This is a genomic window from Nocardia sp. CA-107356, assembly GCF_050946365.1.
Classification (GTDB): domain Bacteria; phylum Actinomycetota; class Actinomycetes; order Mycobacteriales; family Mycobacteriaceae; genus Nocardia.
This window is the reverse complement of the sequence record NZ_CP191992.1, coordinates 3,462,626-3,487,767: the sequence shown is the minus strand read 5'-3', so window position 1 is coordinate 3,487,767 and position 25,142 is coordinate 3,462,626. Positions and strand designations below refer to the sequence as shown.

Below are 25,142 nucleotides of genomic sequence, written 5' to 3'. Positions count from 1 at the left end.
TTTCGCGCTGCATTCTCCCGCGCTTTGCGAGAGTTAGAACGTGTTCTAACGTGATCGTATGGACGTGACATATGAAGGCACGAAACGGGAGCTCGCCACCGATCAGGGTGTGCTGCGCTATCACGAGGCGGGCGATGGGCCGCCGCTGTTGCTGCTGCACGGGTCCGGAATCGGCGTCAACGGGTGGCGCAACTATCGGGGGAACCTCGCGGTCTTCGCCGAGCACTTCCACTGCTACATTCTCGAATTTCCCGGCTTCGGCGTAAGCGATGCGGTGGACGGGCATCCCGTGCTCACCGCGGGCTCGGCGGTGCTGCGGTTCATGGACGGACTCGGCATCGAATCGGCGGCCATGATCGGCAACTCGATGGGTGGCGTCGTCGCGGCCAACCTGGCGATCCAGCATCCGCAGCGGGTCGACAAGCTGGTCACCATCGGCGGTATCGGCCCGAATATCTTCAGCTCCAGCCCGAGCGAAGGGATTCGGCTGCTGCAGGAATTCGCCGATAAACCCGATCGGGACAAGCTGCTGCGCTGGTTGCGGAGCATGGTCTACGACCCCGCGGTGATCACCGACGACATCATCGAGGAACGCTGGGAGGCCTCACAGCATCCGGACACCCAGAAGACCGCCGCGATGATGTACAGCTCGATGGCCTGGGCGATGCAGCAGAAATTCCTGGCGAACTCGAATACTCCGCCGTACTGGTCGATGCTGCACAAGGTGCAGTGCCCGACGCTGCTGACCTGGGGTCTGGACGACCGCGTCAGCCCGCCGGATATGGCGCTCGTACCGATGCGGGTGATCCCCGATGCGGAACTGCACGTGTTCCCGAAGAGCGGGCACTGGGTCATGATCGAGGCCAAGGCGGCCTTCGAACGCGCCACCCTGGAATTCCTGCGCCGCTGATTGGTGGTCGGGACTCCCCCGTTCGATCAGTCCCCCGGATAGACCGCGATCTCCACCAGGTTGCCATCCAGGTCGCGGCAGTAGTGCGAGATCATGTCACCGAGCGCACCGGACTTGGTGACCGGACCGCTGGTGATCTCGACTCCGCAGTCCACCAAATGATCTCGCACCTGCTGCGGCGCTGCCCGGGTGATGAAGCACAGATCCTGCGAACCCGTCGCCTCCGTGCGAGCCGTCACCCAATTCGGGTCGAGCGCGAGGGCGCCGACCGGTCGCAGGTTGATCTTCTGATTGCCGAAGAACAGCGCGGTCCGACCCGTGGGGCCGAATTTCTCCACCCGCATGCCGAGGACTTTCGCGTACCAGGCCGCGGTCGCCTCGACGTCGGCACAGTTGATGACAATGTGGTCGAACCGCTCGACTGAGAACCCCATACTTCGGCACCATACGCCCGTCCCTACCGGGAGCAGCCTGTGGTACTGCGCGAAAAGGTCTGTGTCCGTGGGTAGTCCGGCAGAAGTTCATTTGTGCTCGGCGCCATGATGCGTTCCATGCCTGCCATGGATTCCAGCACGGAGAGCCGGGTGATGGCATTTCGAATCGCCATGCCCAGCCGGGTTCTGGGGACCAGGAGTCGAAGATTCGGTCCGACCTGCTGTTTGCGGTCGACCAGCGCGCGATGGCTCTGCTCGTAGCCGCGAAAGCCTTGGCGGTGATCGCCGTTCGCGGCGGCGAGGGCACCGGCGAGCCGATATGCGCCGACGAGAGCCAGTTCGGCACCGGCTCCGGACGCGGGGGAAGCACAGTAGGCGGCATCACCGACGAGGGCGATGCGATCGGTCGACCAGGACTGCATATGGACCTGGCCGAGCGAGTCGAAATACAACTCCGGATCGGCGAGGGCGCCGTCGAGCAGTGCTGGCACGTTCCAGGCGGATTCATTGCCGAACCGGTCGCTCAGCACCGCGCGGGCCGCCGCCGCATCACGCGGGTCGAGGTCGAGCAGTGGGCTCCGGAATACGAAGTAGGCCTTGGCCTGTGCGTGATTTCCGGAGCGGTAGATTCCGGCCATCGCACCTGGGGTGTTGTAGACGGTGACCCTGCGGTCGGGTCCAAGGGCCGCATCGGCATCGCCGAAGGCGAAGTAGTGGTTCAGGTGGCGGACGAAATCCCGTTCCGGGCCGAAGGCCAGCCGCCGGACGGTCGAATGCAGGCCGTCCGCGCCGACCACCAGGTCGAACCGCCGTTGCGGGCCGCGTTCGAAGGTGACGGTGACACCGTCGTCATCCCGATCGAGGGCCGCAATCGACTCACCGAAAAGGTATTCCACGCCGGTGTTGCTGTCGTGCAGGATCCGGACGAGATCACCGCGCATGATCTCCACCTCGGCGCTGGCGTACTTGTCCTTGATCTTCTGCATGTCCACTCCGGCAATGGGATCGCCGGTGGCGTTCACGAATTGCATACCGGTGACGTCGGCGGCGGCCGACCGGATCTGCGACATGATGCCCATGCGCTCGGCCACCTCGATCGCCTGATCTCGCACGTCCACGCCCTGGCCGCCGAGCCGCAGGCCGGCGGCCCGCTCGACAATTGTCGGCCGGAAACCGTGTCGCACAAGCCAATACGCCAGCGCCTGTCCGGCGATGCTCGCACCGGAGATCAAAATCCGCTCGTTCCGCACTGTCCACTCCCTGTCTCGAAATCGACTGACCGTTGGTCAGTGACGGTAGAGCACTGACCAACGGTCAGTCAAGGGGTAGGATCGGTCGCCATGCCCGACGATTCGCGTGCCCGCATCCTGCACACCGCGCTCGACCTGTTCGCCGAGCGCGGGTACCACGCGGTCTCCGTGCGCGAGATCGCCGAACGGGTCGGGCTGACGAAAACGGCAGTGCTGTATCACTTCCCGAGTAAGAGCGATATCGTCGCCGCGCTGGTGGAACCCTTGCTGGTCGACAGCGAGGCAGTGCTCGAAGCGGCGGCCCACGAGCACGACGCACGGGCGCGATGCTGGGCAGTGGTGGCAGGGCTGCTCGACCTGTGGCTCGCACATGGTCAACTACTGCGGATGCAGATGCAGGACCAGGCGTTGTCCGCTGATGAAGCGACCTTCGCGCGACTGCGGGATTTTGCATTGTCCGCACAGAACCTGATCGCCGGGCCGCGCGCCGATTTCACCACCCGGGTGCGTGCCGCGCAGGTCTACGCGGCACTCAGCGATCCCGTTGTCATCTTCGCCGACCAACCGACCGATGAACTCCGCGAGGCCGTTCTCGACGGCGCCCGGCGACTACTCGGCGCTGCGGCCACCGGACCCGACGCCGTCCACCGACCGCGACCGGCCCCGGACGCGCCCGACCGACCCATCCGCCGCGGTCGCCCCGGCGCGATGACCGCCGAGATGACCGAATCCGCCCGCCACATGCGCGATTCCGGCCGCTACTCCATCGACGAGATCGCGGCCGAATTCGAGGTCTCCCGCGCCACGCTCTACCGGCACTTGGGCAAGCAGGCGAACTCATTATGAGAATAATTTCGAGACGGATCAGTGGCCGAGCATCGCCCGCGCGTACTCGGCGCGCTGTCCGCACCGCGGGTTTCCTAGACTGACACGATGATGTCGACTGCGCAGGTGCTCGCGCTCAGCGGGGTAATGCTGGTGGGGGCCATGTCGCCGGGACCGGACTTTGTCATCGTGACGCGCAATGCCGCAGTGTCCGGACGGCGTGCGGGGGTCGCCAGTGCGATCGGGATCGCATTGGGGGTATTCGTGTGGTCGGTGGTGACCGCGATCGGCGTCGCGGGATTGCTGGCCGCATCCGCGGTGACATTCACCGTGCTGAAGCTCATCGGTGCGGGATATCTGGCCGTACTCGGACTGCGGGCGCTCTTGGCCGCGAGGCGCGGTAACTACCCGGTCCAGATTCCGGAGCTGAAATCGCATGGCACTGTGCACGCATTCCGCCAGGGCCTGCTGTGCAATCTGTTGAACCCCAAGGTAGCGGTCTTCTTCCTCGCCTTGCTGCCGCAGTTTCTGCCCGCCCAGCCCAGCACCATCGACACCCTCGAATTGGGTGTCGTCACGACAACCGTCTGCCTGGCCTGGTTCACCCTTCTCGCCGTCGGCGTCGGCGCATTACGCCACGTGCTCAATCGCCAACGCGTCCGCCGCGCCATCGACGCTACGATGGGCACATTCATGGTCGCCCTCGGGATCCGAATCGCGGTGCAGGGCAACTGAATCGCTCCGTCCGCTGGATCAGTTGCGCATAACGCACATAATGCCCGGATCGGGCGACTAGTCTGCGGCCATGGCAGTTATTACGTGGCCGGATGAAGTCGATCATGTCCTGGTCGGTGACCTCACCGCTGGATTGGCCTACATCACTCCGGCGGGTGGGGCGGTGGTGACCGCGGTATCGCCGATCGGATTGCGGGATCGGGAGTTGGGGACGGTCGGGTTCACGACCTCACTCGGGTTCGGTCGCAAGCTGGAGCGGATCAAGCGGGAGCCGAAGGTCGCGCTGGCGTATCACACGCGTGAGCACGGGTTGGGCGATCCGGCCAATCAGCGCTTCGTCGTGGTGCAAGGTGTGGCGACCTTCGACGCGGAGCCCGATCAGGCTGCCCTCGATCGCATCGGTGAGCAGGCGACGCAGTATCTCGGCGCACCGCAGCGCGGACGATTCTGGGATCGCTGGCTCAGCGCGTATTACACCGACCGGGTGCTGGTTACGGTTGCGATAACCCGGATCATCGCGTGGCCGAACCTGGACGCGACCGGCGAACCCGAGGTATACGGCGAACCGTTGCCCGACACCGCGGACTCCCAGAAGCCGCCCGCGAAAGGCACCGGCCCGCGCGTGGACAGCGCCAAGGCCGCGGCGCGCGCCGCGGAACTGCCGCATTGTCTGCTCGCCTATCGACAGTCCGACGGCTATCCGGCCGTGGTCCCCGTGCGGGTCGGCGACTCGAGTTCCGCGGGGGTGCAGCTCACGGTCCCTGCGGGAGTCGCCCAGGGCGGCCGCCGCGCGGGCCTGCTCGCCCATTCCTATCGCCCGAAACTCGTCGGACTCCAATGTCGCCAGCACACCGGCTGGATCGAAGTCAACGGCACCGACTCGACCTACGCCCCGCACACCCGATCCGGTTTCATCGCGCCCCCGAACAAGACACTGCTGTTGCTGGCCAACGGCTTGATGGCCCGCCGAGGACTCGCTCAGGCCCGAAAGCAGGGCCGCCTCGACGATTTGGCGTGACCGGAGTACCGGCAGCTACGCCCACGCGTGACCGGAGTACCGGCAGCTACGCCACGATCGGCGCTATCACGGTGGACTTTCGTATCAGCGGTCCTCGCCCCACTTCGGCGCGCTGCTCCGGATTGGTCAGCAGCGCGAAGGTCATCTGGTCGAGCCGGTTGACCGTGGTCTCGTACCCGGCGCTGATGACGAGCGACTCCTTACAGCACGGCCAGCGGAGGGGATGGGGGAAAGGTAACGGGTAGGGATACCAGGGCCCGGTGGAACGGACCCGGCCGCCAGGCGAGCGCTTCCCGCTTTGTCGCCAAACGCATTTCGGGAAGTGCGTCGAGCAGTTGGTCGATGGCGTCCTGGACAACGAGATAGGCGACCGACCGCGCTGGGCAGGCGTGTGGTCCCACGCTCCACGCCAGATGCGAACGGTTGGGCCCGAATTCGTTCACCCCGAGGGCGGGATCGTTATTGCATCCGGACATGCTGACGATGACCGGCTGATGCGCAGGTAGCCAGACACCGTCGATCAGAATCGGCTGTTTGGGGTAGGAGACGCAGTAGTTCGCCATCGGCGGGTCGATGAACAGCACCTCATCGAGCGCGTCCCGCGTCGACAGGCTGCCGCCGTGCACGCTGCCCGCGAACCGGTCGTCGGTCATCATCAGCAGCAGCGTATTGGCGATCAGATTCTGCTGCGGTTCGAGGCCCGCGCCGTAGACGGTGACGAGTTGGTGGATCATCTCCTCGTCCGTGAGCACGGCCGGATGCGCGATCAGCCGCGAAGTGATGTCGTCGCCGGGAACGCTGCGCTTGAGCGTGACGAGATCGAACAGCGCGCTGGCGAGCATGGCGTTGCCCTTATCGGCGTTCACACCCTCGAAGATCGCCGCCATCCCGCTGGCGACCTGCTGGCTGATCTCCGCTGGACAGCCGAGCATCACATTGAGCACCCCGAAGGTGAGCGGAAATGCGTACTGGCTGATCAGATCTGCCGCACCGTCGCCGCAGAAGGCATTGATCAGTGGAATCGCGGCCTGCTCGACGACGGCATGCAGTGCGTGCAAATCGATCTCGGCGAGGCTCGAGGCATTCGCCCGGCGGTATCGCAGATGCTCCGACCCCACACTGCGCAGCGCATTCGGCCGCCATTCCAGCATCGGCAGCACCGGGCATTCGCCGGGAATGTTCTGCTGCCAGGTACGTGGATCGGCCGGAAAGTGGTCCGGATCGTTGAGGATTCGCACAGCGGTGTGGTAGCCGATCACCAAAGTGGCCGGCACTCCGGGCGACAAATCCACCGGCACCAGGGATCCGTACTGGCGGCGCATTTCACGGTACGCATGGTGCGGATCGGCGGCGTACTCCTCGGCGTAGAGCGCCACGCGCGGGCCGTCGCTATCGATCGGCGAGCCCAGCGCGACCGGGCAAGACCGGGCTCGAGCAGTGTCCACTGGCGTGGCTATCTCCGAGACTCCTGCCGATGGAACAGGAATTCGACGAGCGTGATCAGCGAGCGAAGGCAGGTGCTGCGCTCCCGCGCGTCGAGAGAGGTCAGCGGGGTATCCGGCGCGAGATCCAGGGCGTCGCGAATCTCTTCGAGCGGATAGCGCTGGGCACCCTCGAACTGGTTGACCGCCACCGAATACGCCACACCGCGCTCCTCCAACACCGAGAGCACCTCGTCGGCCTTCTCGATGCGCCGCGTGTCCACCAGGACCAGCGCGCCCAGCGCACCGCGGGCCAACTCCTCCCAGAGCGGGACGAAGCGCCGCTGTCCGGGGGTGCCGAACAGGTATAGCGCGAGTGTGGGATTCAGCGTGATGCGCCCGAAATCCATGGCCACGGTGGTCTGCGATTTGCCGGGCAATCCGGCCATATCGTCGACACCGACACTGGCCTCGGTGATCGTTTCTTCGGTGCGCAGCGGCCTGATCTCGGAGACGCTGTTCACGAACGTCGTCTTGCCGACACCGAAATTGCCTGCCACCAAGAGCTTGACCGACCGAGTCACGGTCTCCGGCACATAGTCGACAGTGCGATCAGGCCGGGAGAGCACGGAGCCCATTGAGTACCTCCTCGAGCAAGGTGATCTCCGGCATGGTTTCGGCCGGGGTTGGGGTGGCGAGATGTTCGCTGTCCAGAAGATCGGCGACGACGATCTTCACTACGGACGGCGGCAAGTCGAGATAGGCGGCGATTTCGGCGATGGATAGTGCACTGCGGCGGCTGCAGAGGTTCAGCACCTGGCGCGCGTCGGGGGTCGCGCCAGGTGCCGGGTCCTTGGCGGCGACGACCAGGGTGACCAGGTCCAGCTCACGGCTGGGACGGATTCGTCCCCCGGTGCGCACATAGGCCCGGACCAGGTCGGGGTCTCGCCGGGACCTGGTCATGACTTCAAGCCGCCCTCAACCCTTCCGCGCGGCTGGGCGCCTAACTCGTGCCCGACCCGCCCGGCCAGTTCGTTCATGCGGTGCGCGACCAGACCGATATCGGTTTCGGCTGTGGTCGAAACACCGAGCAGCGCACCATCCCCCGCGGCGGTGATGAGGATCATGCCCTGGTCGTACTCGGTCATGTTCTGCCGCACACCGTTTTCGATACCGCCGCAGAACTCACCGAGCGCCTTACCCAGCGAGCGCAGACCCGAAGCGGCCGCAGCGAAGCGCTCGGCGTCGTCCTTGATGACACCGTCGGAGTGCGCGATGCGCAGCCCGTCATCGGACAGCAGTACCGCGAACCGAACGCCGGGCACATTGCTGAGATCCTCGAGTAGCCAACCCAGCCGATTGCTGCTGTCGGTCACCGGTGTGCTCATCAGGAGGACATCCCTTCGGGGTTATCGGAGGCAGCAGCCTCACGGCCGCTCTTGGAACCCGTCTGCCATGCGGAGGCGATCTCGGGACGAGCCTGTCCCGCTTCGGATTCGGTGCCCGTATTGGTGGCCGGAACCGATGCCACTGCTCTCCGGCGACGCTTGGGTAGGCCGCCACTGGTGATCTCGTGCACAGCGAATTCCTCGTTCTCGGCGGGTTGTTCGCTCACCCCGGCCAAGACCGGAACCGGGGACAGTTCGAAGGGCTTCTCCTCGGCACTCGCGGCCGGGGCGGGCGCGGGGGCGACGGCGGGTGCGGCCGGTTCGGCGGTCCTGGCCACGGTGACGAGCAGCGCCTCGGGGATGTAGACCATCGCCCGCATACCGCCGTAGATGTTCGGTCCGTCGATGTAGACGGTGAACCCGTAGCGCCGTGCCAGTGCCGCGATGCCCGGGAAGCCGACGCGCGGCGACGGGCCGAGCTGATGGATGTCGATCGGGCGCTCGTTGGCGAGCACCTGCCTGGCCTCCTCCATCTGCTCGGCGTTCATCCGCACACCGGCGTCGTCGATGATGACGGTGACGCCGTGGTGGCCCTCCTGGAAGCTCACGTCCACGAAAGACGTTGGCGGGGAGTAGCGCAGCGCGTTGTCGAGCAGGGTGGCCAGGGTGTGCACCAGCGGCTCCACCGCCCGGCTGATGACGATCCGGTCCAGTTGCGTCGGGCGCACCCGCAGGTAGTCGCGAACACGGCCGATCGCACCACCGACGACATCGGTGAGCGACTGCGCGGGCCAGCGTCGACCGGGCAGACCACCACAGACGATCACATACGACTGGGCCTGCCGCAGCATCTGCTGCACGGTGTGGTCGATGCGGGTGAGGGTGGCGTAGACCTCGTCGTCGCGGTGCTCGCGCAGCGCGGCGCTCACCACCTGACTGACATCGGCGCCCAGACTGACCACGGAGGTACCGAAGGAGCGCACCGCAGCACTGGTCGCCGCTCGGGAGGCGGACTCGACCTCGGAGCGGGTGGCGTCCTGGGTGGTCGCGACCACCTGCTGAGCCTTCTCCTCGGCCTCGTGGACGGTCTGCTCGTGCGTCTCGGACTGCACGACCCGTAGATCGTCGGCGAAGCGCTCGGAGATCCACTGCAGGCACTGGGCGAAGCGCGCATTCTCCAGGCCCTTGGGCACCTCGATCGCCGACACCGGGGCCTCGAAGCGGCGCACCGCCTCGGACATCGCTGGAAGTGTCTGTCCGGCGAAGTGCTCGAGGATCTCCTCGTGCGCTCGGCTCTCTCTACTGAGGGTGTCGGCTCGGGTCCGTTGTTGTTTCGCGTATTGCGCTATATACACCGCCGCCGCCACGGCAATGATGAGAGCGGGGGCGAGGATCCATGAAAGCACCACGGCGATATCTTGATTCATCAGCTCTCTCGTCGTTGCGACAGCCGGTGTCACAGCGCGTTCTTTCGCCTTCCTCGCGACGCCGACCAGGAATAACACTCGTCGAATGCAGCCACGTCGGTGGACCGGCGCCCCTGCGGCAAGGACCGCATGCGCACCAGAACCAACCCAGAGTGCCCGCAGGGCAAGCGATTCGAAGAATCACCAACCCAACGGATCGAGCCGAGCCGACCCGCCCGGCACCCGACGACCCGCCCACAGTAGCAGCATCGCAGCGAAGTCTCTCTCGATCCGAAAACCACATTCCGATTCCTCGAACCGCCAGCGCCCCCAGGTATTTCGTATGCCGCCCACCCGGATCACTTGGCCTGCACAAATTTCGCCCGCGCGGTGCGCCACGCCGACGGTCCGGTAGCCGGAGGCTATCACCGATGCCGCGCGGTACCCACGTATGGGAACCGCGGGTACCGGATACCATGCGCGAATGGCAAAGCTGAAGGTGTCCGTCGACGTGCCGATCGCCCCGCAGGAGGCCTGGTCGCATACCTCCAATTTGAACGAGCTCGACAAATGGCTCACCATGCACGAGGCGTGGCGCAACGAGGTGCCCGCCGAACTCACCGTCGGCACGCAGCTTATCGGCGTCGCCTCGGTCAAGGGGTTGCGCAATCGGGTGACCTGGACCGTCGAAGCCGCCGAACCGCCGCGGCGACTCGCATTGACCGGCACCGGAAAGGGCGGCACCAAATTCAAGCTCGAACTGCTCGTCGACCCGAAGGGCACGGGCTCGGAGGTCACCGTCGATATCGACCTGGGCGGCGCGCCGCTGTTCGGTCCGATCGGTTCCGGCGTCGCCCGTGCACTGAAGGGTGATATCGAGCGCTCGCTGCAGCGATTCGTCGCACTCTACGGCTGAAGGGAGCCGGACCGTGCCGTATGCCAAGGCCACGGATGGCGCGCGGATCGCGTATCAGAGCGCGGGTGCCGGCTCGCCGCTGCTATTGCTCGGCGGACAGGCGAACAACCATCACTGGTGGGACGCGATCCGCGCGGACTTCGAGACCGCGCATCGCACGGTCTCGCTGGACTATCGCGGCACCGGCGACAGCGATAAGCCGGATATCCCCTACAGCACCCTGGGATTCGCCGAGGATGCCATCGCGGTGCTCGACGATCTCGGTATCGAAAGCGCGGCCGTGTACGGCACGTCCATGGGTGGGCGGGTCGCGCAGTGGCTGGCCGCGCGATTCCCGGATCGGGTGCACGCGCTGGTGCTCGGCTGCACCTCGCCAGGTAGTCGGCACGCGGTGGAACGTGGCCCGCAGGTCCGCGAGTCGCTGGCCCAGCCCGATCCAACGGCGGCGCGGCAGGCGCTGCTGGAACTGATGTACACCCCGGCGTATCTGGCCGGCACATCCGGCCCGTTCAATACCCTCGGCGATCCGACCATGCCCGCCTACGCCAAACGCAGACACCTCTACGCGAGCAATAAGCACGACGCATGGGATGTGCTGCCGGATATCGCGGTTCCCACACTGGTCGTACACGGGACCGACGACCGGTTCAATCCCGCGGCGAATGCGCCGCTGCTGGCCGAGCGCATCCCAGATGCGCGGCTCGAGTTGATCCCGGGCGCACGGCACGCCTATTTCGACGAATTCCGCGACACCGCAGGTCCGCTCGTCCTGAAGTTTCTGCACGCGCCCCATCGTTAGCTCCGAGTTCGCCTGGTGCACAGGCGAACTCGGAACCCGCGGCTAATGGACCAGTGCCGGTGCGTCCGCTACCGCATCCGCCTTCGCCTTGGTGCGCGGCAGGAACGACGCGGGAATCAAGGTCAGCACGATGAGTACCAGCGCCACGATGTAGGTGTGGCTGAAGGCCGTCGCGGCCTGACTCAATCCCGTATCGACCGCACCCGGCGGCAGCTGGGCCGCGATCGACGGATCGTAATTCGAGGCGATCGCGGGCTTGGCGAACGCCTGACGGTTCAGCAGGCTGCTGAGCACCACCGACATCGTCGCGGTGCCGATCGATCCGGCGGACTGGTTGATGATGTTCATCAACGTCGAACCGCGCGCGACCTGCTGGTGGGTCAGCGTCTGGATCGCCGCGGTCATGATCGGCATCATGGTGCAGCCCATGCCGAGCCCCATCACGAACAATGCGCTCAGCATGTACGGATACGGCGTATCAGCCTTCAATTGCACGAAGAACACCGTGCCCAGCGAGAGCAGCGAGATACCGGTCATGACGATCTTGCCGGGGCCGATCTTGTCGACCAGTCGGCCCGCGATCGGCATCGTCAACATCGCGCCGAGGCCCTGCGGCGCCAACAGCAGTCCGGCCGTCATGGCCGTCTCACCGCGCACCTGCTGCAGGTAGGTCGGCAGCAGCAAACCGGCACCGAAGAACGCGGTCGCGAACAGCACCATGGTGAGCACCGCGAAGGTCAGCGACCGGTTGCGGAACAGATGCAGGTCGATCAGCGGATGTTCGATGCGCAGCGCATGCAAGACGAACAGCACCATGAGCACCAGGCCGATGGCGGCGGGTATGAGCACCTTCGCCGCGACGACCGTACCCTCACCCGGAATCGAGGAGACACCGAACAGGAACAGCGCCAAACCGGGCGAGGCCAGCAGCATGCCGAGGAAGTCGAAGGATTCCGACGGTTCCGGCTTATCCGCGGGGAATACGACGAAGGCCAGGATCAGTGCGACGATGCCGACCGGAACGTTGATCAGGAAGATCCACTTCCAGCCGTGGCTGTCGATCAGCCAGCCGCCCAGGATCGGGCCGCAGATCGGGCCGAGCAACATCGGCACCCCGAGCACCGCCATCACCCGGCCGATCCGCTGTGGACCCGCCGCATGGGTCATGATCGTCATGCCCAGTGGCATCAGCATGCCGCCGCCGAGGCCCTGGACCACACGGAACCCGATCAGCGATTCCATACTCCAGGCCTGGCTGCACAGCACCGAACCGAGCACGAACAGCGTCAGCGCGAGCATGTACAGCCGTTTGGTGCCGAATCGATCCGCCGCCCATCCGGTGAGCGGGATGACGCTGGCCAGCGCCAGTGTGTAGCCGGTCATCGACCAGGCCGCGATCGCGGTGGTGGTGTGGAATTCGTTCTGGAACTTCGGGATCGCGACGGTCACCACGGTGATATCGAGGATGGACATGATCGCGCCGAGCACGACCACCCCTGCCACCTTGAAGACCGCGATGTCGAGTTTGTCGGTCGCGGGATCCGCCCCCACCGACGCAGTATCCGGAGGATGTGTCACCGCTTAAGCCTTGCATCTCGTCGGCCAAATGACCAGCAAATTCTGCGACCTTCGCCACACATCTGGTTTGCCGGCGTCTCGTGGCGTAAAGGCATATGGCCAGTGTTGGGAACAACCCGGATGATGGCGGCGTGACTTTGGAGATCTTCGATGCCGGGTTCGCCGCGGATCCATGGCCGATGCTGCGGCGATTGCGCGACGACGGTGGGGTGCACCGGGCGCGAACACCGGACGGACCGCCGGCCTGGTTGGTTACTCGCTTCGCCGATGTTCGGGCCGGGCTGCTCGACAATCGACTCTCCACCCGACCGCGCTATGCCGGGGAGACGGACTATCGCGGATTCGTGGTGCCGCCACCGTTGGACCATGGGTTCCTGGAAAGCGAACCGGATGATCACGCCCGGCTGCGGCGGGCCGTCACCGCGGAGTTGTCGCCGCGGCGGCTCGCTGAATGGGCGCGCACGGCACCGGAATTGGTCGAGGCTTGTCTGTCGGATGTGGAAGCCGGCGCGGAGATCGACCTCATCGAACGATTCGCTGTGCCTCTGCCCGCGGCTGTGCTCGGCGAACTGCTGGGGCTGGCCGCACCCGAACGCGAGGCGCTATTGCGCTGGGCGACCTCGACTTTGGCGCCGAGCGCCACTCCCCCGCGCGCTCGCGACACGCTCACCACCATGCGCGCCATCGTCCTTGCAACCATGGAGCGGGCGCACGGCGACACCGTGCTCGGCCGGCTGGTGAGCTCGAGCCGCGAAAACGGTTCGCCCAGTGCGGAAGAGCTGGCCGGGGTGATCTTCTATCTGCTCTTCGTCTGGTACGAAGTGGTCGTCGACCTCGTCGGCGGGTCAGCGCTCGCCCTGCTCACTCATCCGGACCAGTTGGCCGTGCTGCGCGGCATGCCCGAAACCCGGACGGCGGTGGACGAGTTGCTGCGCTACCAGTCACCACAGGTGGTTTCGGGGCCCAGATTCGCGACCACCGAACTCGATATCGCGGGTCACACCATCCGTTCCGGTCAAACCGTGCTGTTGTGCCTAGCCTCGGCCAATCATGACCCCGAGATCTTCGACGACCCGACCGAACTCGATCTGACGCGGCCGACCAACCCGCATCTCGGACTCGGTCACGGCGGCCACGCATGCCTCGGCACCGCCTTGGTTCGAACCATCACCGCGGCAGTGCTGGACCGGCTCTTTCTCGACTGCCGTACTCCGACCCTCGCCGGTGATCCGCGAAATATCCAGTGGCGCTCCGGATTCCGTCACCGTGGTCCGGTGAGGCTGCCTGTCGTGCTATGAGCGCGTCGAGCAACTGTGGTTGACCGATCAACATCAGGCCGAGTCGCCGGGCGACTTCCACGCGGGGTCGCGGCCGAACCAACCGGCGAGGCGCTCGTAGGCGGGCGCGTCCGCGGCAACGGGGACTTCGACAGCGAATGCCTTATCCGGGCCACGGAATTCGGGTCGCAGCATGTTGCGGGACCAGGCGATCCCGTGTTCGGCGACTTCCGGATCCAATTCCAGGTCCTGCCCGGTCGCCCGCGCGAGATCCCAAGCGTGCATGGCCAATTCGGCAATCTGCTGGTCGGCTCGACCGCGCAGCGGGGCTTGCGCACCGCCGGGTCCGGGAACCGTGCGATCCAGGTCGGCGGACCGCCACGTCTGCAGCACCGGCGTCGCCGCGGCGCGATATTGCGCCGCCCAGTCCGGACCGAGTTCCTCGGGCGCAGCCGCCCAATCGGCCATCTCCCCGCGCGCCGATACCAGGAAGTTCCGCAGGCTCTGCCCGATGACATGCCGCACGAGCGCATGCACATCCCAGCCGCCACAGGGCGTCGGCAACCCCGCCTGCTCCGGCCGAATCCCCGCGATAACCTCGCCCATCTGGGTCAGCGCACGGTCGACCAGCGTCACGGTGGGATCAACGGCATTCACAGCTGTCGATTCTGCACCCGCGACCACGACCTGGGCGACGGAATACGCAACTCACTTCTTCGAGCTGCGGCTCTGCGAGCCGGCGCGGGGTGGTTACGGCTCGCGACTACCACGCCAGGAGCGTGTCGATCACGGCCGACGGCACTGCGTCGGGGCTCACAAAGGGGCGCTCCGCGAGCAGCTTCCGTGCTTCGTCACGGGACAGCCCACCATCGGTGGTGAGTACCTGCAGCGCGTGCGGTTCGGGCAGGGCGCCGAGCCAGGCGACGGTGTCGGCGACCAGGGTCTCCGGGTCGATTTCGCCGTGCACCCGCAGCCGGGCCACACCACCGTCCGGATATACGTCGAGACGGACATGGGTGACCGGCGCGCCGGCTCCGATCCGGAAGAAGTGACGCGCATCCGGCTGCAGCCGAGTCCGCGGCAGCAATTCGGTCCACGTCGACGGATCATCGAGGTCCGCGCCGGATGCGGCGTCGGCACCGCGCAGCACCGCCCAACCCGGTGCATTGCCGACGTAATTCGAGGTGTCGATCTCTACGCGCCGAACCGCCCCGCGCGCGCCGAGCCGCACGGTGACGTGATCGTTGCCGTAGTCGCGGCGGCGCGCGCCCTCCCAGCCCTCGTCCATCTGCCGCGACCGGCCGGGCAGCAGGATATTGGTCGGCGCGGAGAAGAACATATTCGAGCAGTCGACGACATCACCGCCGTGCTCCAAGGCGGCGAGATCGACTGTGCCACTGAGGAAACGGGGATCCGGCAGCGGAGTTCCGTGTACACGGAAGCGGGCGACGCCGCCGTCCGGGTAGATGGAGAGCCGGAGGTGGGTGAAGCGACGCTCGTCGGTCACCTCGAAGAAGTTATCGGTATTGCCCTCGATATCCGACTTCGCGACCAACGTCACCCAGTCGGCCTCCCGCAGTTCGGCCGCCGACGGCTGACCCTCGACACTCGTCGCCTCGACCGAGGCGAAGGGCGGGTAGTTGCCGATGAACCAGGCGGTATCGATGACGACACCGTGCACCCGGCCGGGCACGCCGAGGCGGATCACCGCATAGTCGTTGCCGGTCTCGCGGCGACGACGGGTTTCCCAGCCGTCGTAGGTCTTGCCTTTGTGGCCGAAGTCTTCGGTGCTGAATACCGCGCGGCCGGGCCGGATCAGGTTCTCCCGCTCGGCGAACAATTCGTCATTGGCGTAGACGACGCTGCCCGCGAGCGCGCGGGAGGCGAGATCGGGCAATCGGGTGAACGCGGGGGCAGTCGGATCGGTCATACTTCTCCTCGGGCCAGGAGCCGCCCCTGCGGCTCGTTGTCGATATCAATTCGGTTGCCGCGCAACCAGGTACCGCGCACCGCACCCGCCAGCGGGCGGGCCGCGTACGGTGTCACGGCGTTCTTGTGATGCAGGCGGTGTACGTCGACGACGAAGGCGTCATCGGGGGCGAAGACGCAGAAATCCGCGTCGTAGCCGACTTCGATCGCACCCTTGCGGCGCAAACCGGCGTATTCGGCGGGTGCTCGGCTCATCCATCGGGCGAGATCGACCAGGGTGAACCCGCGCAGTCGCGCCTCGGTCCAGACGGCCGAAAGGCCCAGTTGCAGTGACGAGATCCCGCCCCACGCGCGGGCGAAGTCACCGGTATCGAAGCATTTCAGGTCGGCGGTCGATGGCGAGTGGTCCGAGACCACCATGTCGATGATGCCCTCGCGCAACCCTTCCCAGAGCAGTTCGCGGTTGCCGCTCTCGCGGATCGGTGGACAACATTTGAACTGCGTTGCTCCATCCGGGATTTCCTCCGCGGCGAAGGACAGGTAGTGCGGACAGGTCTCGGCGGTGATCCGGACGCCGTCGCGGCGGGCCGAGGCGATCATCGGCAGCACATCCGAACTCGATACGTGCAGAATATGCACGCGGCAGCCGGTCCAGCGGGCCAACTCGATCACCTGAGCGACGGCCAGGTTCTCCGCACCGCGCGGGCGCGAACGCAGGAATCCGGAGTACTTGTCCCCCTGCGGAATCGGTGCGTGCTCGATCGCGTGTGCGTCCTCGGCATGCACGATGAGCAGTCCGTCGAATAGACGGATCTCGCGCATTGCCAGCTCCAGTTCGACGGCGTCCAGTGCCGGGAATTCGTCGACGCCGGAGTGCAACAGGAAGCATTTGAAGCCGAAGACACCGGCGTCGTGCAGCGGCCGCAGTTCTGCCACATTCCCCGGAATCGCGCCGCCCCAGAATCCGACATCGACGTACACCCGATCCTGCGCGGTCTTGCGCTTCACCTCGAGCGCCGCGAGATCGCAGGTCGGCGGAATGCTGTTGAGCGGCATATCGATAATGGTGGTGACACCGCCAGCGGCGGCCGCCTTGGTCGCGCTCGGGAAGCCCTCCCATTCGGTGCGGCCGGGATCGTTGACGTGCACATGCGCATCGACGACACCGGGCAGCAGCACCTCGTCCGCGGCCAGTTCGACAACCGACTTGGCAGCCACAGCGCAATCCAATGGCTCGATCGCCACGATCCGGCCGTCGCGCACGCCGATCGAGCCGCTGGTCTCCCCCGCCGTCCCGATGATCCGCTCCGCACGGATCACCAGGTCCAGATGTGCGGGGACCGGTGAAATCGTTCGAATCTCCGAGGTTTTCCGCATCGAGCGACCGGCGTTCATCGGATTTTCCCGTCGAATGTCCACGTACCGTTTCGGGATACGGCCGCGACGATCTCCTCGCTGGAGTCGGCGACCGCCCGCTCCAGCGGCTCGGTGGGCTCTTGCGGGAGGTGTTCGACGGCGATCCGCGCACCCAACCGCTCGAGCAACAGCTCTCCCTCGGCGAAACAGCGCGCGATATCGGGTTCGATCTCGGCCAGGGCGTAGGCGGCGACAAAGCCCGCGTCGCGCAAGCGTTCGGCGGACAGCGTATTCCGGCCGCAGACGGCAACGACCGGCACATCCGAGATCCCGGCGGCGGCGGCGACACCCGCGGGCGCTTTGCCGTACAGGGTCTGTTCGTCGAGCATGCCCTCCCCGGTCACGACCAGATCCACACCCGCGACCCGTTCGACGAAATCGACCAGTTCCAGCACCAATTCGATGCCGAGACGCAGCCGTGCGCCGAGCACCGCGACTGCGGCGAACCCTACCCCGCCCGCGGCACCGGCACCGGCACTCTCGCGCAGGTCGACACCGATTGCCGCCGCGATACAGTCGGCCCAGTGGGCCAGCCCCGCATCGAGCGCCGCCACTTGATCGCCGTCGGCACCCTTCTGGGGACCGTAGACGGCGGCCGCACCGCGCGGGCCGGTGAGCGGATTGTCGACATCGCAGGCAACGGTGATCTCGACCCCCGCCAGCCGTTCCCGCACCGCGGCAAGGTCGATCGTGTCGATCCGGGCCAATTCCGCACCACCGTCGCCGATTTCGGCCCCGTCGGTATCGAGCAGCCGGGCACCGAGCGCCCGCAGCAGTCCGGCGCCGCCATCGGTGCCCGCACTTCCGCCGATGCCGAGCACCACCCGGCGGCATCCGGCATCGATCGCCGCGGCGATGACCTCGCCCGCGCCCCGGCTGGTGGCCGTCATCGGCGCGAACTCGCCGCCCGGCAGTCGCACGAGTCCGGATACATCCGCCAACTCCACCACGGCGATATCGTCGCGGCGGGCGTACGCCGTGCACACCGATTCGCCGGTGGGTCCGGGCGCGGTCACCAGCACCGCCTCGAACCCAGCGGCCGAGGCGGCGGCGACGGTGCCGTCCCCGCCGTCCGCGATCGGCACCACCGACACTTCGGCAGTGGGCCGGATGCGGTGGATACCGGCGCGGACAGCGGCACCGACCTGTGCGGCGGTCAAGGACCCCTTGAACTTGTCGGACGCGATCAGGACGCGAGTCATGGGTGCTCAGTCCAGCCGTGCGGTCGCGGTCGGGACGTCGGCCGCGGACTGCGCCAACTCCTCGAACTCGACGATATTGTCGATCTCGAGTCCCATCGACACATTCGTGACGCGCTCCAGGATCACCTCGACGACCACCGGCACCCGGAATTCGGCGACCAGCTTCTTCGCCTCGTCCAGTGCCGCGCCGATCCACGCCGGATCGAACACCCGAATCGCCTTACAGCCCAGGCCTTCCGCGACCTTGACATGATCGACGCCGTAGCCGGCCAGCTCCGGGCTGTTGATGTTGTCGAAGGCCAGCTGCACGTAGTAGTCCATCTCGAAGGCGCGCTGCGCCTGACGGATCAGGCCCAGGTACGAGTTGTTCACCACGACATGGATGTACGGGATGTTGAACTGCGCGCCGACCGCCAATTCCTCGATCAGGAACTGGAAGTCGTAGTCACCCGACAGCGCCACCACGGTGGATTCGGGATCGGCGGTCGCCACACCGATGGCCGCGGGCACGGTCCAGCCGAGCGGCCCGGCCTGACCCGCGTTGATCCAGTGCCGCGGCCGGTAGACGTGCAGCAGCTGCGCCGCCTGGATCTGCGACAGGCCGATGGTGCTCACGTAGCGCACGTCGGGCCCGAACGCCTTGTTCATCTCCTCGTACACCCGCTGCGGTTTGATCGGCATATCGTCGAAGTGCGTCTTGCGCAGCCCCACCTGTTTCCGGTTGCGGCACTGCTCGGCCCAGGTACGGCGATCGGGCAGTTGCCCGGACGCGGCGAGTTCCCGCGCGACCTCGACGAAGATCCGCAGCGCGGCGCCCGCATCGGAGGTGATGCCGAAATCCGGTGCGAAGACCCGCCCGATCTGCGTCGGCTCGATATCGACGTGCACGAAGGTGCGGTCCTTGGTGTAGGTGTCCACACCGCCGGTATGCCGGTTGGCCCAACGGTTTCCGATGCCGAGCACGAAATCGGATTCGAGCAGGGTGGCATTGCCGTACCGGTGCGAGGTCTGCAGACCGACCATGCCGGCGTGCAGTGCGTGGTCATCGGGAATCGTGCCCCAGCCCATCAGGGTCGGCACCACCGGAACGCCGGTCAGTTCGGCGAATTCGACCAGCAGCGCCGCGGCATCGGCATTCACGATGCCACCGCCCGCGACGATGAGCGGGCGCTGTGCCGCATTCAACATCTCGATCGCCTTGACCGCTTGTGCCCGCGTTGCGGCCGGACGGTGCACCTGCAGCGGCTCGTAGGTCTCGATGTCGAACTCGATTTCGGCGAGCTGCACATCGATCGGCAGGTCGATCAGCACCGGACCGGGACGGCCTTCACGCATCAACCGGAAGGCCTTCTGGAAGGTGCCCGGCACCTGCGCGGGCTCGAGCACCGTGACGGCCCATTTGCTGACCGGCGCGGCGATCGAGGCGATATCGACGGCCTGGAAGTCCTCCTTGTGCAGCTTGGCCACCGGCGCCTGACCGGTGATGCACAGGATCGGAATGGAATCTGCACTGGCCGAATACAGGCCGGTGATCATATCGGTACCCGCCGGACCCGAGGTGCCGATGCACACGCCGATATTGCCGGGGGTGGCACGGGTGTAGCCCTCTGCCATATGCGAGGCCGCTTCGACGTGGCGGGCCAGCACATGCCCGATGCCGCCGTGCGCGCGCATCGCGCTGTAGAAGGGGTTGATCGCGGCACCCGGCAATCCGAATGCCTGTGTCGCGCCTTCCTTTTCGAGAATCAGAACCGCGGCGTCCACGGTGCGCATACGTGCCATGGTCAGTTCTCCCCGCCCCGCCCGGACAGCGCCTCGGTGACCTTCAGCAGACCGGAGTGGTCCAGCGAGCCGTGCCCCATCGCGCGGGCGGCGGCGATCAGCTGCGCGGTCAGCGCGCCCATCGGGATCGATACCTCGGCGTCGCGGGCGGCCTGCAGGATGATGCCCATATCCTTGTGGTGCAGGTCGATACGGAAGCCGGGCTCGAATTCCCGCCTCAGCATCGACGCGCGCTTGAGTTCCAGGATCTTACTGCCCGCGAGCCCGCCGGCCAGCACGTCCAGACCCTTCGCGGCATCCGCGCCGAGATTCTCCATCAGCAGGATTGCCTCGGCCACCAGCGCGTAGGTGCCGCCGACGACGAGCTGGTTGGCGGCCTTGACCACCTGACCGGCGCCGTTCGGGCCGACCAGTGCGAAAGTCTTGCCGACCGCCTCGAAAATCGGGGTGGCCGTGGCGAAGTCCGCCGCGGCACCGCCGACCATGATCGACAGCGCGGCATTGATCGCGCCCGGCTCACCACCGGAGACGGGTGCGTCGAGCACGCGCAGACTCTTCGCGGCACCCTCCTCGGCGGTCCAGCGCGCGGTCTTCGGCGTAATGGTGGAGAAGTCGATGTACAGCGTGCCGGGGGCGGCGTGCACCAGGACCTCGGCGAACACCGCCTCGACGTGTTCGTCCTGGGGCAGCATCGTAATGACGATGTCCTTGTCCCGCACCGCTTCCGCGACACCGGAGGCGGTCGAACCGCCGGCCGCCTTCAGCTTCTCCAGACCGGTCGGGCCGATGTCGTAGCCGGTCACCTCGTGCCCGGCCGCGACCAAATGGCCCGCCATCGGGCTGCCCATGATCCCCAGGCCGATAAAACCGATCCTGCGCCCACCCGTCGCCGGGCCGCCACCCCTTACGGAATCGCTACGCGATGCTGCAGTCATTTCATCCACTTCCAATTCAGCTCGGGGTCTTTGTATTCGAGGCCGATCCAGCCGTCGTAACCGCTCTCCGAGAGGGTTCCGAACAGCCCGGCGAAGTCGAGTTCGCCGGTGCCGGGACGACCGCGGCCGGGGTCGTCGGCGATCTGGACGTGGCCGATATGCGGTGCGTGGGTGCGGATTACCGAGTGCAGCGCCTCATCCATCCGCGCCAGGTGGTAGAAGTCGCAGAGGAACCGCACATTGGGTTCCCCGGTCTGCTCGATAATCTGCACGGCGTGTGCGGCGCTCACGATCGGATAGTTCGGCGACTCGAAGGAATTCAGCGCCTCGAGCAGTACGGTCGCACCGATGGCACCCGCCGCGTGCGCGGCAAGGCGCAGGTTCTCCAGTGCGAGCTCGTCCTGCTGCTGCGGGCTCACGCCTTCGACACGGTTGCCGTACAGGGCGTTCAGCGCACGGCAGCCGGTCTCCTCGGCGATACCGACGGCAACATCGATATTGTCGCGGAACCGGGTGACCTCGCTCGGAATCGAAACGAGGCCGCGACCGCCGGCCGGAATCATATCGATGAAGTTCAGCCCCACCAACTCCACACCGGCATCGCGGATCACGCCAATGAACGCGTCGATCTCCTTGTCGCCCGGCGTCGGATTTTCCCCGAACGGCCACCAGAATTCGACCGCGTCGAATCCGGCTTCCTTTGCCGCGGCAGGTCGTTCGAGCAGCGGGAGATCGGTGAACAGAATCGAACAATTGACGTCGAATTTCGGGAAGGCGACGCCTCCGGCCTGATTACTCATTCAGCTCCTTCACGGTATTTCTGCCAGCTGCCGATGGCGGTGATGTCGATCAGCTCCGGATATGAGGTCGGCGGGCGGCGCAGCAGCATCGACAACACCGAGCGGCCGTCGTCGAGCTCGATCGCGCCGAGTTCGAGTTCGGGCGGTTCGGCTGGTAGCAGCCGCTGCCGCAGCACCTCCATCGGCACGTCGAAGAGTTCGCCGCAGATCGAGTCGCCACCGTCTGCGGCGGGATCGAGACCCGGGAATCGGTTGCCGACCGAATAGAATCGATAACGCGGTGCGGTTTTCGCTTCCCCCGCGAAAGGCGCACCGTCCAGCAGATGATTGAGCGGTCCGCCACGCATGGCGGAACCATTCAGAAATATCAACGGCATTCAGTGATTCCTTTGTTCGCAATTTCGTCAATTATGTGGGCCGACCGCACTGTCGGAATAGCGGTGATCAGCACGAAGTCGATCGAACATCCCGAAGTCGATTTCGTAGGATGCTCCAGCCGCAGACTCGATGCCGAAACCGCGCACCCCGCATACCGGGTGTACGGATGTGCGGCGGGGTGCGCGGCTCACCAGACCGGGAGCAGGTCCCGGTGGATCGGCCCGCCGGTGGCGGTGAGCGGTTGGGCCGAGCCGCCACGGCGGACTGCGACGATCTCGGCGGCGATGGACACCGCCGTCTCCTCCGCCGTCCGTGCGCCCAGATCCAGACCGATCGGTGAATGCAGTTCGGCCAGTTCGGATTCCGTCATACCGACGGCGCGCAGCCCGGCCATGCGGTCCTCGTGGGTGCGACGGGAACCCATCGCGCCCACATAGGCCACCGGCAGCCGCAGCGCCACTTCGAGCAGCGGAATGTCGAACTTGGCGTCATGGGTCAGCACGCACAGCACGGTGCGCGAATCGACCTGTGTGCGTGCGAGATAACGGTCCGGCCACTGCACGACGATCTCGTCGGCGTCCGGAAAGCGGGCACGGGTGGCGAATACCGGGCGAGCATCGCAAACCGTGACGTGATACCCGAGGAAGCGGCCGATCCGGGTGACGGCGGCCGCGAAATCTATCGCGCCGAATACGATCATGCGGGGCGGCGGTACGAAGGATTCCACAAAGACCGTGACTTCGCCTGCACCACAGCCGATCTCGCGCACACCGGTGGAACCGGTATCGAGCATTGCCCTGGCCTCGGCCACGACCACCTCGTCGAAGGCGGCGCCAACGGTCCACCAGGAGCCGATCGCCATGGCCGCACCGGTTTTCAGGTCCCGCACCAGCGCGACCGCCTCGTCGGTGCGCAGGATCGCCTCGATGACGACCCGCTCGACCGCGGTGATCGGCTGGACGAAGATCTCGAGTTCGCCGCCGCAGGTCAGTCCGACCGCGAAGGCGTCATCATCGCTGTAGCCGAAGGTTTCGCGCACCGGCTGACCGGTGCGCAGGACCGCACGGCAGAGTTCGTACACTGCGCCTTCGACACAGCCACCGGAGATGCTTCCGATGACAATGCCGTCGGCGTCGACCGCCAGCGCCGCACCGGGCGGCCGCGGGGCACTGCCGGTGACGCCGATGACCGTGGCGACGGCGTAATCCTTGTCCGCCGCATGCCATTTCCGAAGATCTGCCGTGAGGTCGCGCATGGTGCTATCCGCCCAAGAGTAGTTCGATGGCCGAGATGCCGAAGTAACCGGCGAAGACGAGGCTCACCACCCCGATCAGCCAATGGATTTCACGGAATTTGCCGCGCGACGCCTTGATCACCACGTACGCGATGAGGCCAGCGCCGACACCGTTGGTGATCGAGTAGGTGAACGGCATCAGCACGATCGTCAAGAAGGCGGGCACCGCCACCTCCAGATCGTTCCAGTCGATCTTGCGGGCCTGGGTCATCATCAGCGCACCGACGATCACCAGCGCCGGAGCGGCGGCCTGGATCGGCACCACGGCGGCGAGCGGGGTGAAAAATACTGCGAGGCAGAACAATCCACCGGTCACCAGACTGGTCAGGCCGGTACGGGCGCCCTCACCGACACCCGTCGCGGACTCGACGTACACGGTATTTCCCGCGCCGCCGCTGACACCGCCGATGATCTGCGCGATACCGTCGATGGTGAGGACCTTGCCGATGCCCGGCATGGTGCCCTTCTCGTCGAGCAGACCGGCTTCGTCACATACGCCGAAAACCGTTCCCATGGCGTCGAAGAACCCGGTCAGCACCAGGGTGAACAGCACGACCCCCGCGACCAGCCCGCCCGCCTCGGCGAATCCGCCGAAGAGATCGATATGCAGCGCAAGCCCGAAATCGGGGGCGGCGAAGAAGCCCTTCGGCTTCTCCGGCACCACCGGACCCCACGTCTGTGGGTCGATCTCGGCCAGTGCGTTGACCATAATGGCGAGCACCGTCGAGATGGCGATGCTGATCAGAATCGCACCGGGCACCTTGCGGATGAACAACCCCAGCATCACCAGCAGGCCGACCGCGAAAATCACTACGGGCCAACCGGATAGGTGACCACCGGCCCCGAGGGTGACCGGCGGACCGGTCTGTGCGCCGTGTCCGACCACCCCGGCCGAGACCAAGCCGATCATGGCGATGAACATGCCGATCCCGACGCCGATGGCGTTCTTCAGACCGAGCGGGATGGCGTTGATGATCATCGTCCGCAGCCCGGTCGCGGCCAGGATCACAATGATCACGCCCATCAGTACGACCAAACCCATGGTCTGTGGCCAGGTCATATGCGGTGCGGCCTGGAAGGCGACCACCGGCACCACACCGAGCCCCGCGGCGAGCGCCAGCGGCACGTTGCCGGCCACACCCATCAGAATGGTGCTGAGTCCCGCGGAAAACGCGGTGGCCGTGGTGAGTTGAGCGATGCTCAGCTTGTCACCGTTGACATCCGCGACGCCGCCGAGAATAAGCGGCACCAATAGGATGACGTAGGCCATGGCGACGAAAGTGGTGATACCGCCACGAATTTCGCGGGAAGCAGTGGTTCGGCGTTCACTCAGCCGGAAGAACCGGTCGAGCGCCGACCTTCCTGCTACCGGCTCTGGCGTGCTGGGCTTGGTCTGTATCTGGGTCATTGGCGTGCCCTCCTCGGGGCGTAGCCGACCTACGGTCTGTC

At 66.1% G+C, this 25,142-nt stretch carries 24 protein-coding genes and 1 pseudogene; 7 read left to right on the top strand and 18 right to left on the bottom strand.

Going from position 1 to position 25,142, the window contains the following annotated elements:
- Positions 1-58 precede the first annotated feature (58 nt).
- Positions 59-910 carry an alpha/beta fold hydrolase gene (locus ACQP1G_RS15655; protein ID WP_433204266.1) on the top strand — a complete coding sequence of 284 codons (852 nt, stop codon included), beginning with the start codon at positions 59-61 and terminating at the stop codon, positions 908-910.
- Positions 911-936: 26 nt separating this feature from the next.
- On the opposite strand, the gene ACQP1G_RS15650 is transcribed toward ACQP1G_RS15655, so the two are convergent.
- Together ACQP1G_RS15650 and ACQP1G_RS15645 are read right to left on the bottom strand one after the other, a co-directional pair.
- Entirely contained in the window at positions 937-1,344 is a 408-nt protein-coding gene (locus ACQP1G_RS15650; protein WP_433204263.1) for a VOC family protein, read from the bottom strand.
- A gap of 23 nt (positions 1,345-1,367) precedes the next feature.
- Positions 1,368-2,594 (bottom strand): FAD-dependent monooxygenase, encoded by a 1,227-nt coding sequence (locus ACQP1G_RS15645; RefSeq protein ID WP_433204260.1) that lies wholly within the window; start codon positions 2,592-2,594, stop codon positions 1,368-1,370.
- A 90-nt stretch (positions 2,595-2,684) separates the two neighbouring features.
- On the opposite strand from ACQP1G_RS15645, the gene ACQP1G_RS15640 reads away from it, so the two are divergent.
- From ACQP1G_RS15640 to ACQP1G_RS15630, 3 genes are all read left to right on the top strand, one after another.
- On the top strand, positions 2,685-3,440 hold the full coding sequence (locus tag ACQP1G_RS15640) for a TetR family transcriptional regulator (RefSeq protein ID WP_433204257.1): 756 nt from the start codon (positions 2,685-2,687) through the stop codon (positions 3,438-3,440).
- An 87-nt stretch (positions 3,441-3,527) separates the two neighbouring features.
- Complete coding sequence (locus tag ACQP1G_RS15635; RefSeq protein ID WP_433204254.1) at positions 3,528-4,154, top strand: LysE family translocator; 627 nt, start codon at positions 3,528-3,530, stop codon at positions 4,152-4,154.
- Positions 4,155-4,224: 70 nt separating this feature from the next.
- Positions 4,225-5,172 carry a hypothetical protein gene (locus ACQP1G_RS15630; RefSeq protein WP_433204251.1) on the top strand — a complete coding sequence of 316 codons (948 nt, stop codon included), beginning with the start codon at positions 4,225-4,227 and terminating at the stop codon, positions 5,170-5,172.
- Between the two features lie 200 nt (positions 5,173-5,372).
- Here the strand turns inward: ACQP1G_RS15630 and ACQP1G_RS15625 are convergent, their stop codons facing one another.
- Genes ACQP1G_RS15625 through ACQP1G_RS15605 form a run of 5 tightly spaced genes read right to left on the bottom strand, consistent with a single transcriptional unit; the run spans position 5,373 to position 9,408 of the window.
- Complete coding sequence (locus ACQP1G_RS15625) at positions 5,373-6,617, bottom strand: cytochrome P450 (RefSeq protein WP_433204248.1); 1,245 nt, start codon at positions 6,615-6,617, stop codon at positions 5,373-5,375.
- An 8-nt stretch (positions 6,618-6,625) separates the two neighbouring features.
- Entirely contained in the window at positions 6,626-7,231 is a 606-nt protein-coding gene (locus ACQP1G_RS15620; RefSeq protein ID WP_433204245.1) for a GTP-binding protein, read from the bottom strand.
- Complete coding sequence (locus tag ACQP1G_RS15615) at positions 7,206-7,556, bottom strand: DUF742 domain-containing protein (protein ID WP_354951071.1); 351 nt, start codon at positions 7,554-7,556, stop codon at positions 7,206-7,208. The genes ACQP1G_RS15620 and ACQP1G_RS15615 overlap by 26 nt, the downstream gene beginning before the upstream one ends.
- Positions 7,553-7,981: a roadblock/LC7 domain-containing protein gene (locus tag ACQP1G_RS15610; RefSeq protein ID WP_433204242.1), complete on the bottom strand. Its 429-nt coding sequence runs from the start codon at positions 7,979-7,981 to the stop codon at positions 7,553-7,555. Before ACQP1G_RS15610 ends, ACQP1G_RS15615 begins: the two co-directional genes overlap by 4 nt.
- The gene (locus ACQP1G_RS15605; RefSeq protein WP_433204239.1) at positions 7,981-9,408 is read right to left on the bottom strand and encodes a sensor histidine kinase; all 1,428 of its coding nucleotides are present in this window, start codon (positions 9,406-9,408) and stop codon (positions 7,981-7,983) included. Before ACQP1G_RS15605 ends, ACQP1G_RS15610 begins: the two co-directional genes overlap by 1 nt.
- A 463-nt stretch (positions 9,409-9,871) precedes the next feature.
- Here ACQP1G_RS15605 and ACQP1G_RS15600 point away from each other — a divergent pair, with 463 nt between their 5' ends.
- Positions 9,872-10,303 carry a type II toxin-antitoxin system Rv0910 family toxin gene (locus tag ACQP1G_RS15600; protein WP_433204236.1) on the top strand — a complete coding sequence of 144 codons (432 nt, stop codon included), beginning with the start codon at positions 9,872-9,874 and terminating at the stop codon, positions 10,301-10,303.
- A 13-nt stretch (positions 10,304-10,316) separates the two neighbouring features.
- Positions 10,317-11,102: an alpha/beta fold hydrolase gene (locus tag ACQP1G_RS15595; RefSeq protein ID WP_433204233.1), complete on the top strand. Its 786-nt coding sequence runs from the start codon at positions 10,317-10,319 to the stop codon at positions 11,100-11,102.
- Between the two features lie 42 nt (positions 11,103-11,144).
- Here ACQP1G_RS15595 and ACQP1G_RS15590 read toward each other — a convergent pair whose 3' ends face one another.
- Positions 11,145-12,680, bottom strand: a complete 1,536-nt coding sequence (locus ACQP1G_RS15590) for a DHA2 family efflux MFS transporter permease subunit (protein WP_433204230.1) — start codon at positions 12,678-12,680, stop codon at positions 11,145-11,147.
- Positions 12,681-12,811: 131 nt separating this feature from the next.
- Here ACQP1G_RS15590 and ACQP1G_RS15585 point away from each other — a divergent pair, with 131 nt between their 5' ends.
- Positions 12,812-13,978 (top strand): cytochrome P450, encoded by a 1,167-nt coding sequence (locus ACQP1G_RS15585; RefSeq protein ID WP_433204227.1) that lies wholly within the window; start codon positions 12,812-12,814, stop codon positions 13,976-13,978.
- A gap of 33 nt (positions 13,979-14,011) precedes the next feature.
- Here ACQP1G_RS15585 and ACQP1G_RS15580 read toward each other — a convergent pair whose 3' ends face one another.
- The 10 genes and pseudogenes from ACQP1G_RS15580 to ACQP1G_RS15535 all read right to left on the bottom strand — a co-directional run bounded on the left by ACQP1G_RS15580 (position 14,012) and on the right by ACQP1G_RS15535 (position 25,101).
- Positions 14,012-14,614: a TIGR03086 family metal-binding protein gene (locus ACQP1G_RS15580; protein WP_433204224.1), complete on the bottom strand. Its 603-nt coding sequence runs from the start codon at positions 14,612-14,614 to the stop codon at positions 14,012-14,014.
- Positions 14,615-14,909: 295 nt separating this feature from the next.
- A pseudogene (gene alc / locus ACQP1G_RS15575) lies at positions 14,910-15,887 on the bottom strand (allantoicase); the annotation flags it as partial.
- On the bottom strand, positions 15,884-17,263 hold the full coding sequence (gene allB, locus ACQP1G_RS15570) for an allantoinase AllB (protein ID WP_433208536.1): 1,380 nt from the start codon (positions 17,261-17,263) through the stop codon (positions 15,884-15,886). The gene allB and the pseudogene alc, both read right to left, overlap by 4 nt.
- Positions 17,264-17,277: 14 nt before the next feature.
- A complete protein-coding gene (locus ACQP1G_RS15565) occupies positions 17,278-18,504 on the bottom strand; it encodes a glycerate kinase (protein WP_433204221.1) in 1,227 nt (408 codons plus the stop codon).
- A gap of 6 nt (positions 18,505-18,510) precedes the next feature.
- Entirely contained in the window at positions 18,511-20,286 is a 1,776-nt protein-coding gene (gene gcl / locus ACQP1G_RS15560; protein WP_433204218.1) for a glyoxylate carboligase, read from the bottom strand.
- A gap of 2 nt (positions 20,287-20,288) precedes the next feature.
- The gene (locus ACQP1G_RS15555; RefSeq protein ID WP_433204215.1) at positions 20,289-21,221 is read right to left on the bottom strand and encodes an NAD(P)-dependent oxidoreductase; all 933 of its coding nucleotides are present in this window, start codon (positions 21,219-21,221) and stop codon (positions 20,289-20,291) included.
- Positions 21,218-22,021 (bottom strand): hydroxypyruvate isomerase family protein, encoded by an 804-nt coding sequence (locus tag ACQP1G_RS15550; protein WP_433204212.1) that lies wholly within the window; start codon positions 22,019-22,021, stop codon positions 21,218-21,220. The genes ACQP1G_RS15555 and ACQP1G_RS15550 overlap by 4 nt, the downstream gene beginning before the upstream one ends.
- Positions 22,018-22,398, bottom strand: a complete 381-nt coding sequence (locus ACQP1G_RS15545; RefSeq protein WP_433204209.1) for an allophanate hydrolase-related protein — start codon at positions 22,396-22,398, stop codon at positions 22,018-22,020. Before ACQP1G_RS15545 ends, ACQP1G_RS15550 begins: the two co-directional genes overlap by 4 nt.
- Before the next feature lie 188 nt (positions 22,399-22,586).
- Positions 22,587-23,654, bottom strand: a complete 1,068-nt coding sequence (locus tag ACQP1G_RS15540) for an XdhC family protein (RefSeq protein WP_433204206.1) — start codon at positions 23,652-23,654, stop codon at positions 22,587-22,589.
- 4 nt (positions 23,655-23,658) lie between these two features.
- On the bottom strand, positions 23,659-25,101 hold the full coding sequence (locus ACQP1G_RS15535) for an NCS2 family permease (protein WP_433204203.1): 1,443 nt from the start codon (positions 25,099-25,101) through the stop codon (positions 23,659-23,661).
- Positions 25,102-25,142: the final 41 nt, after the last annotated feature.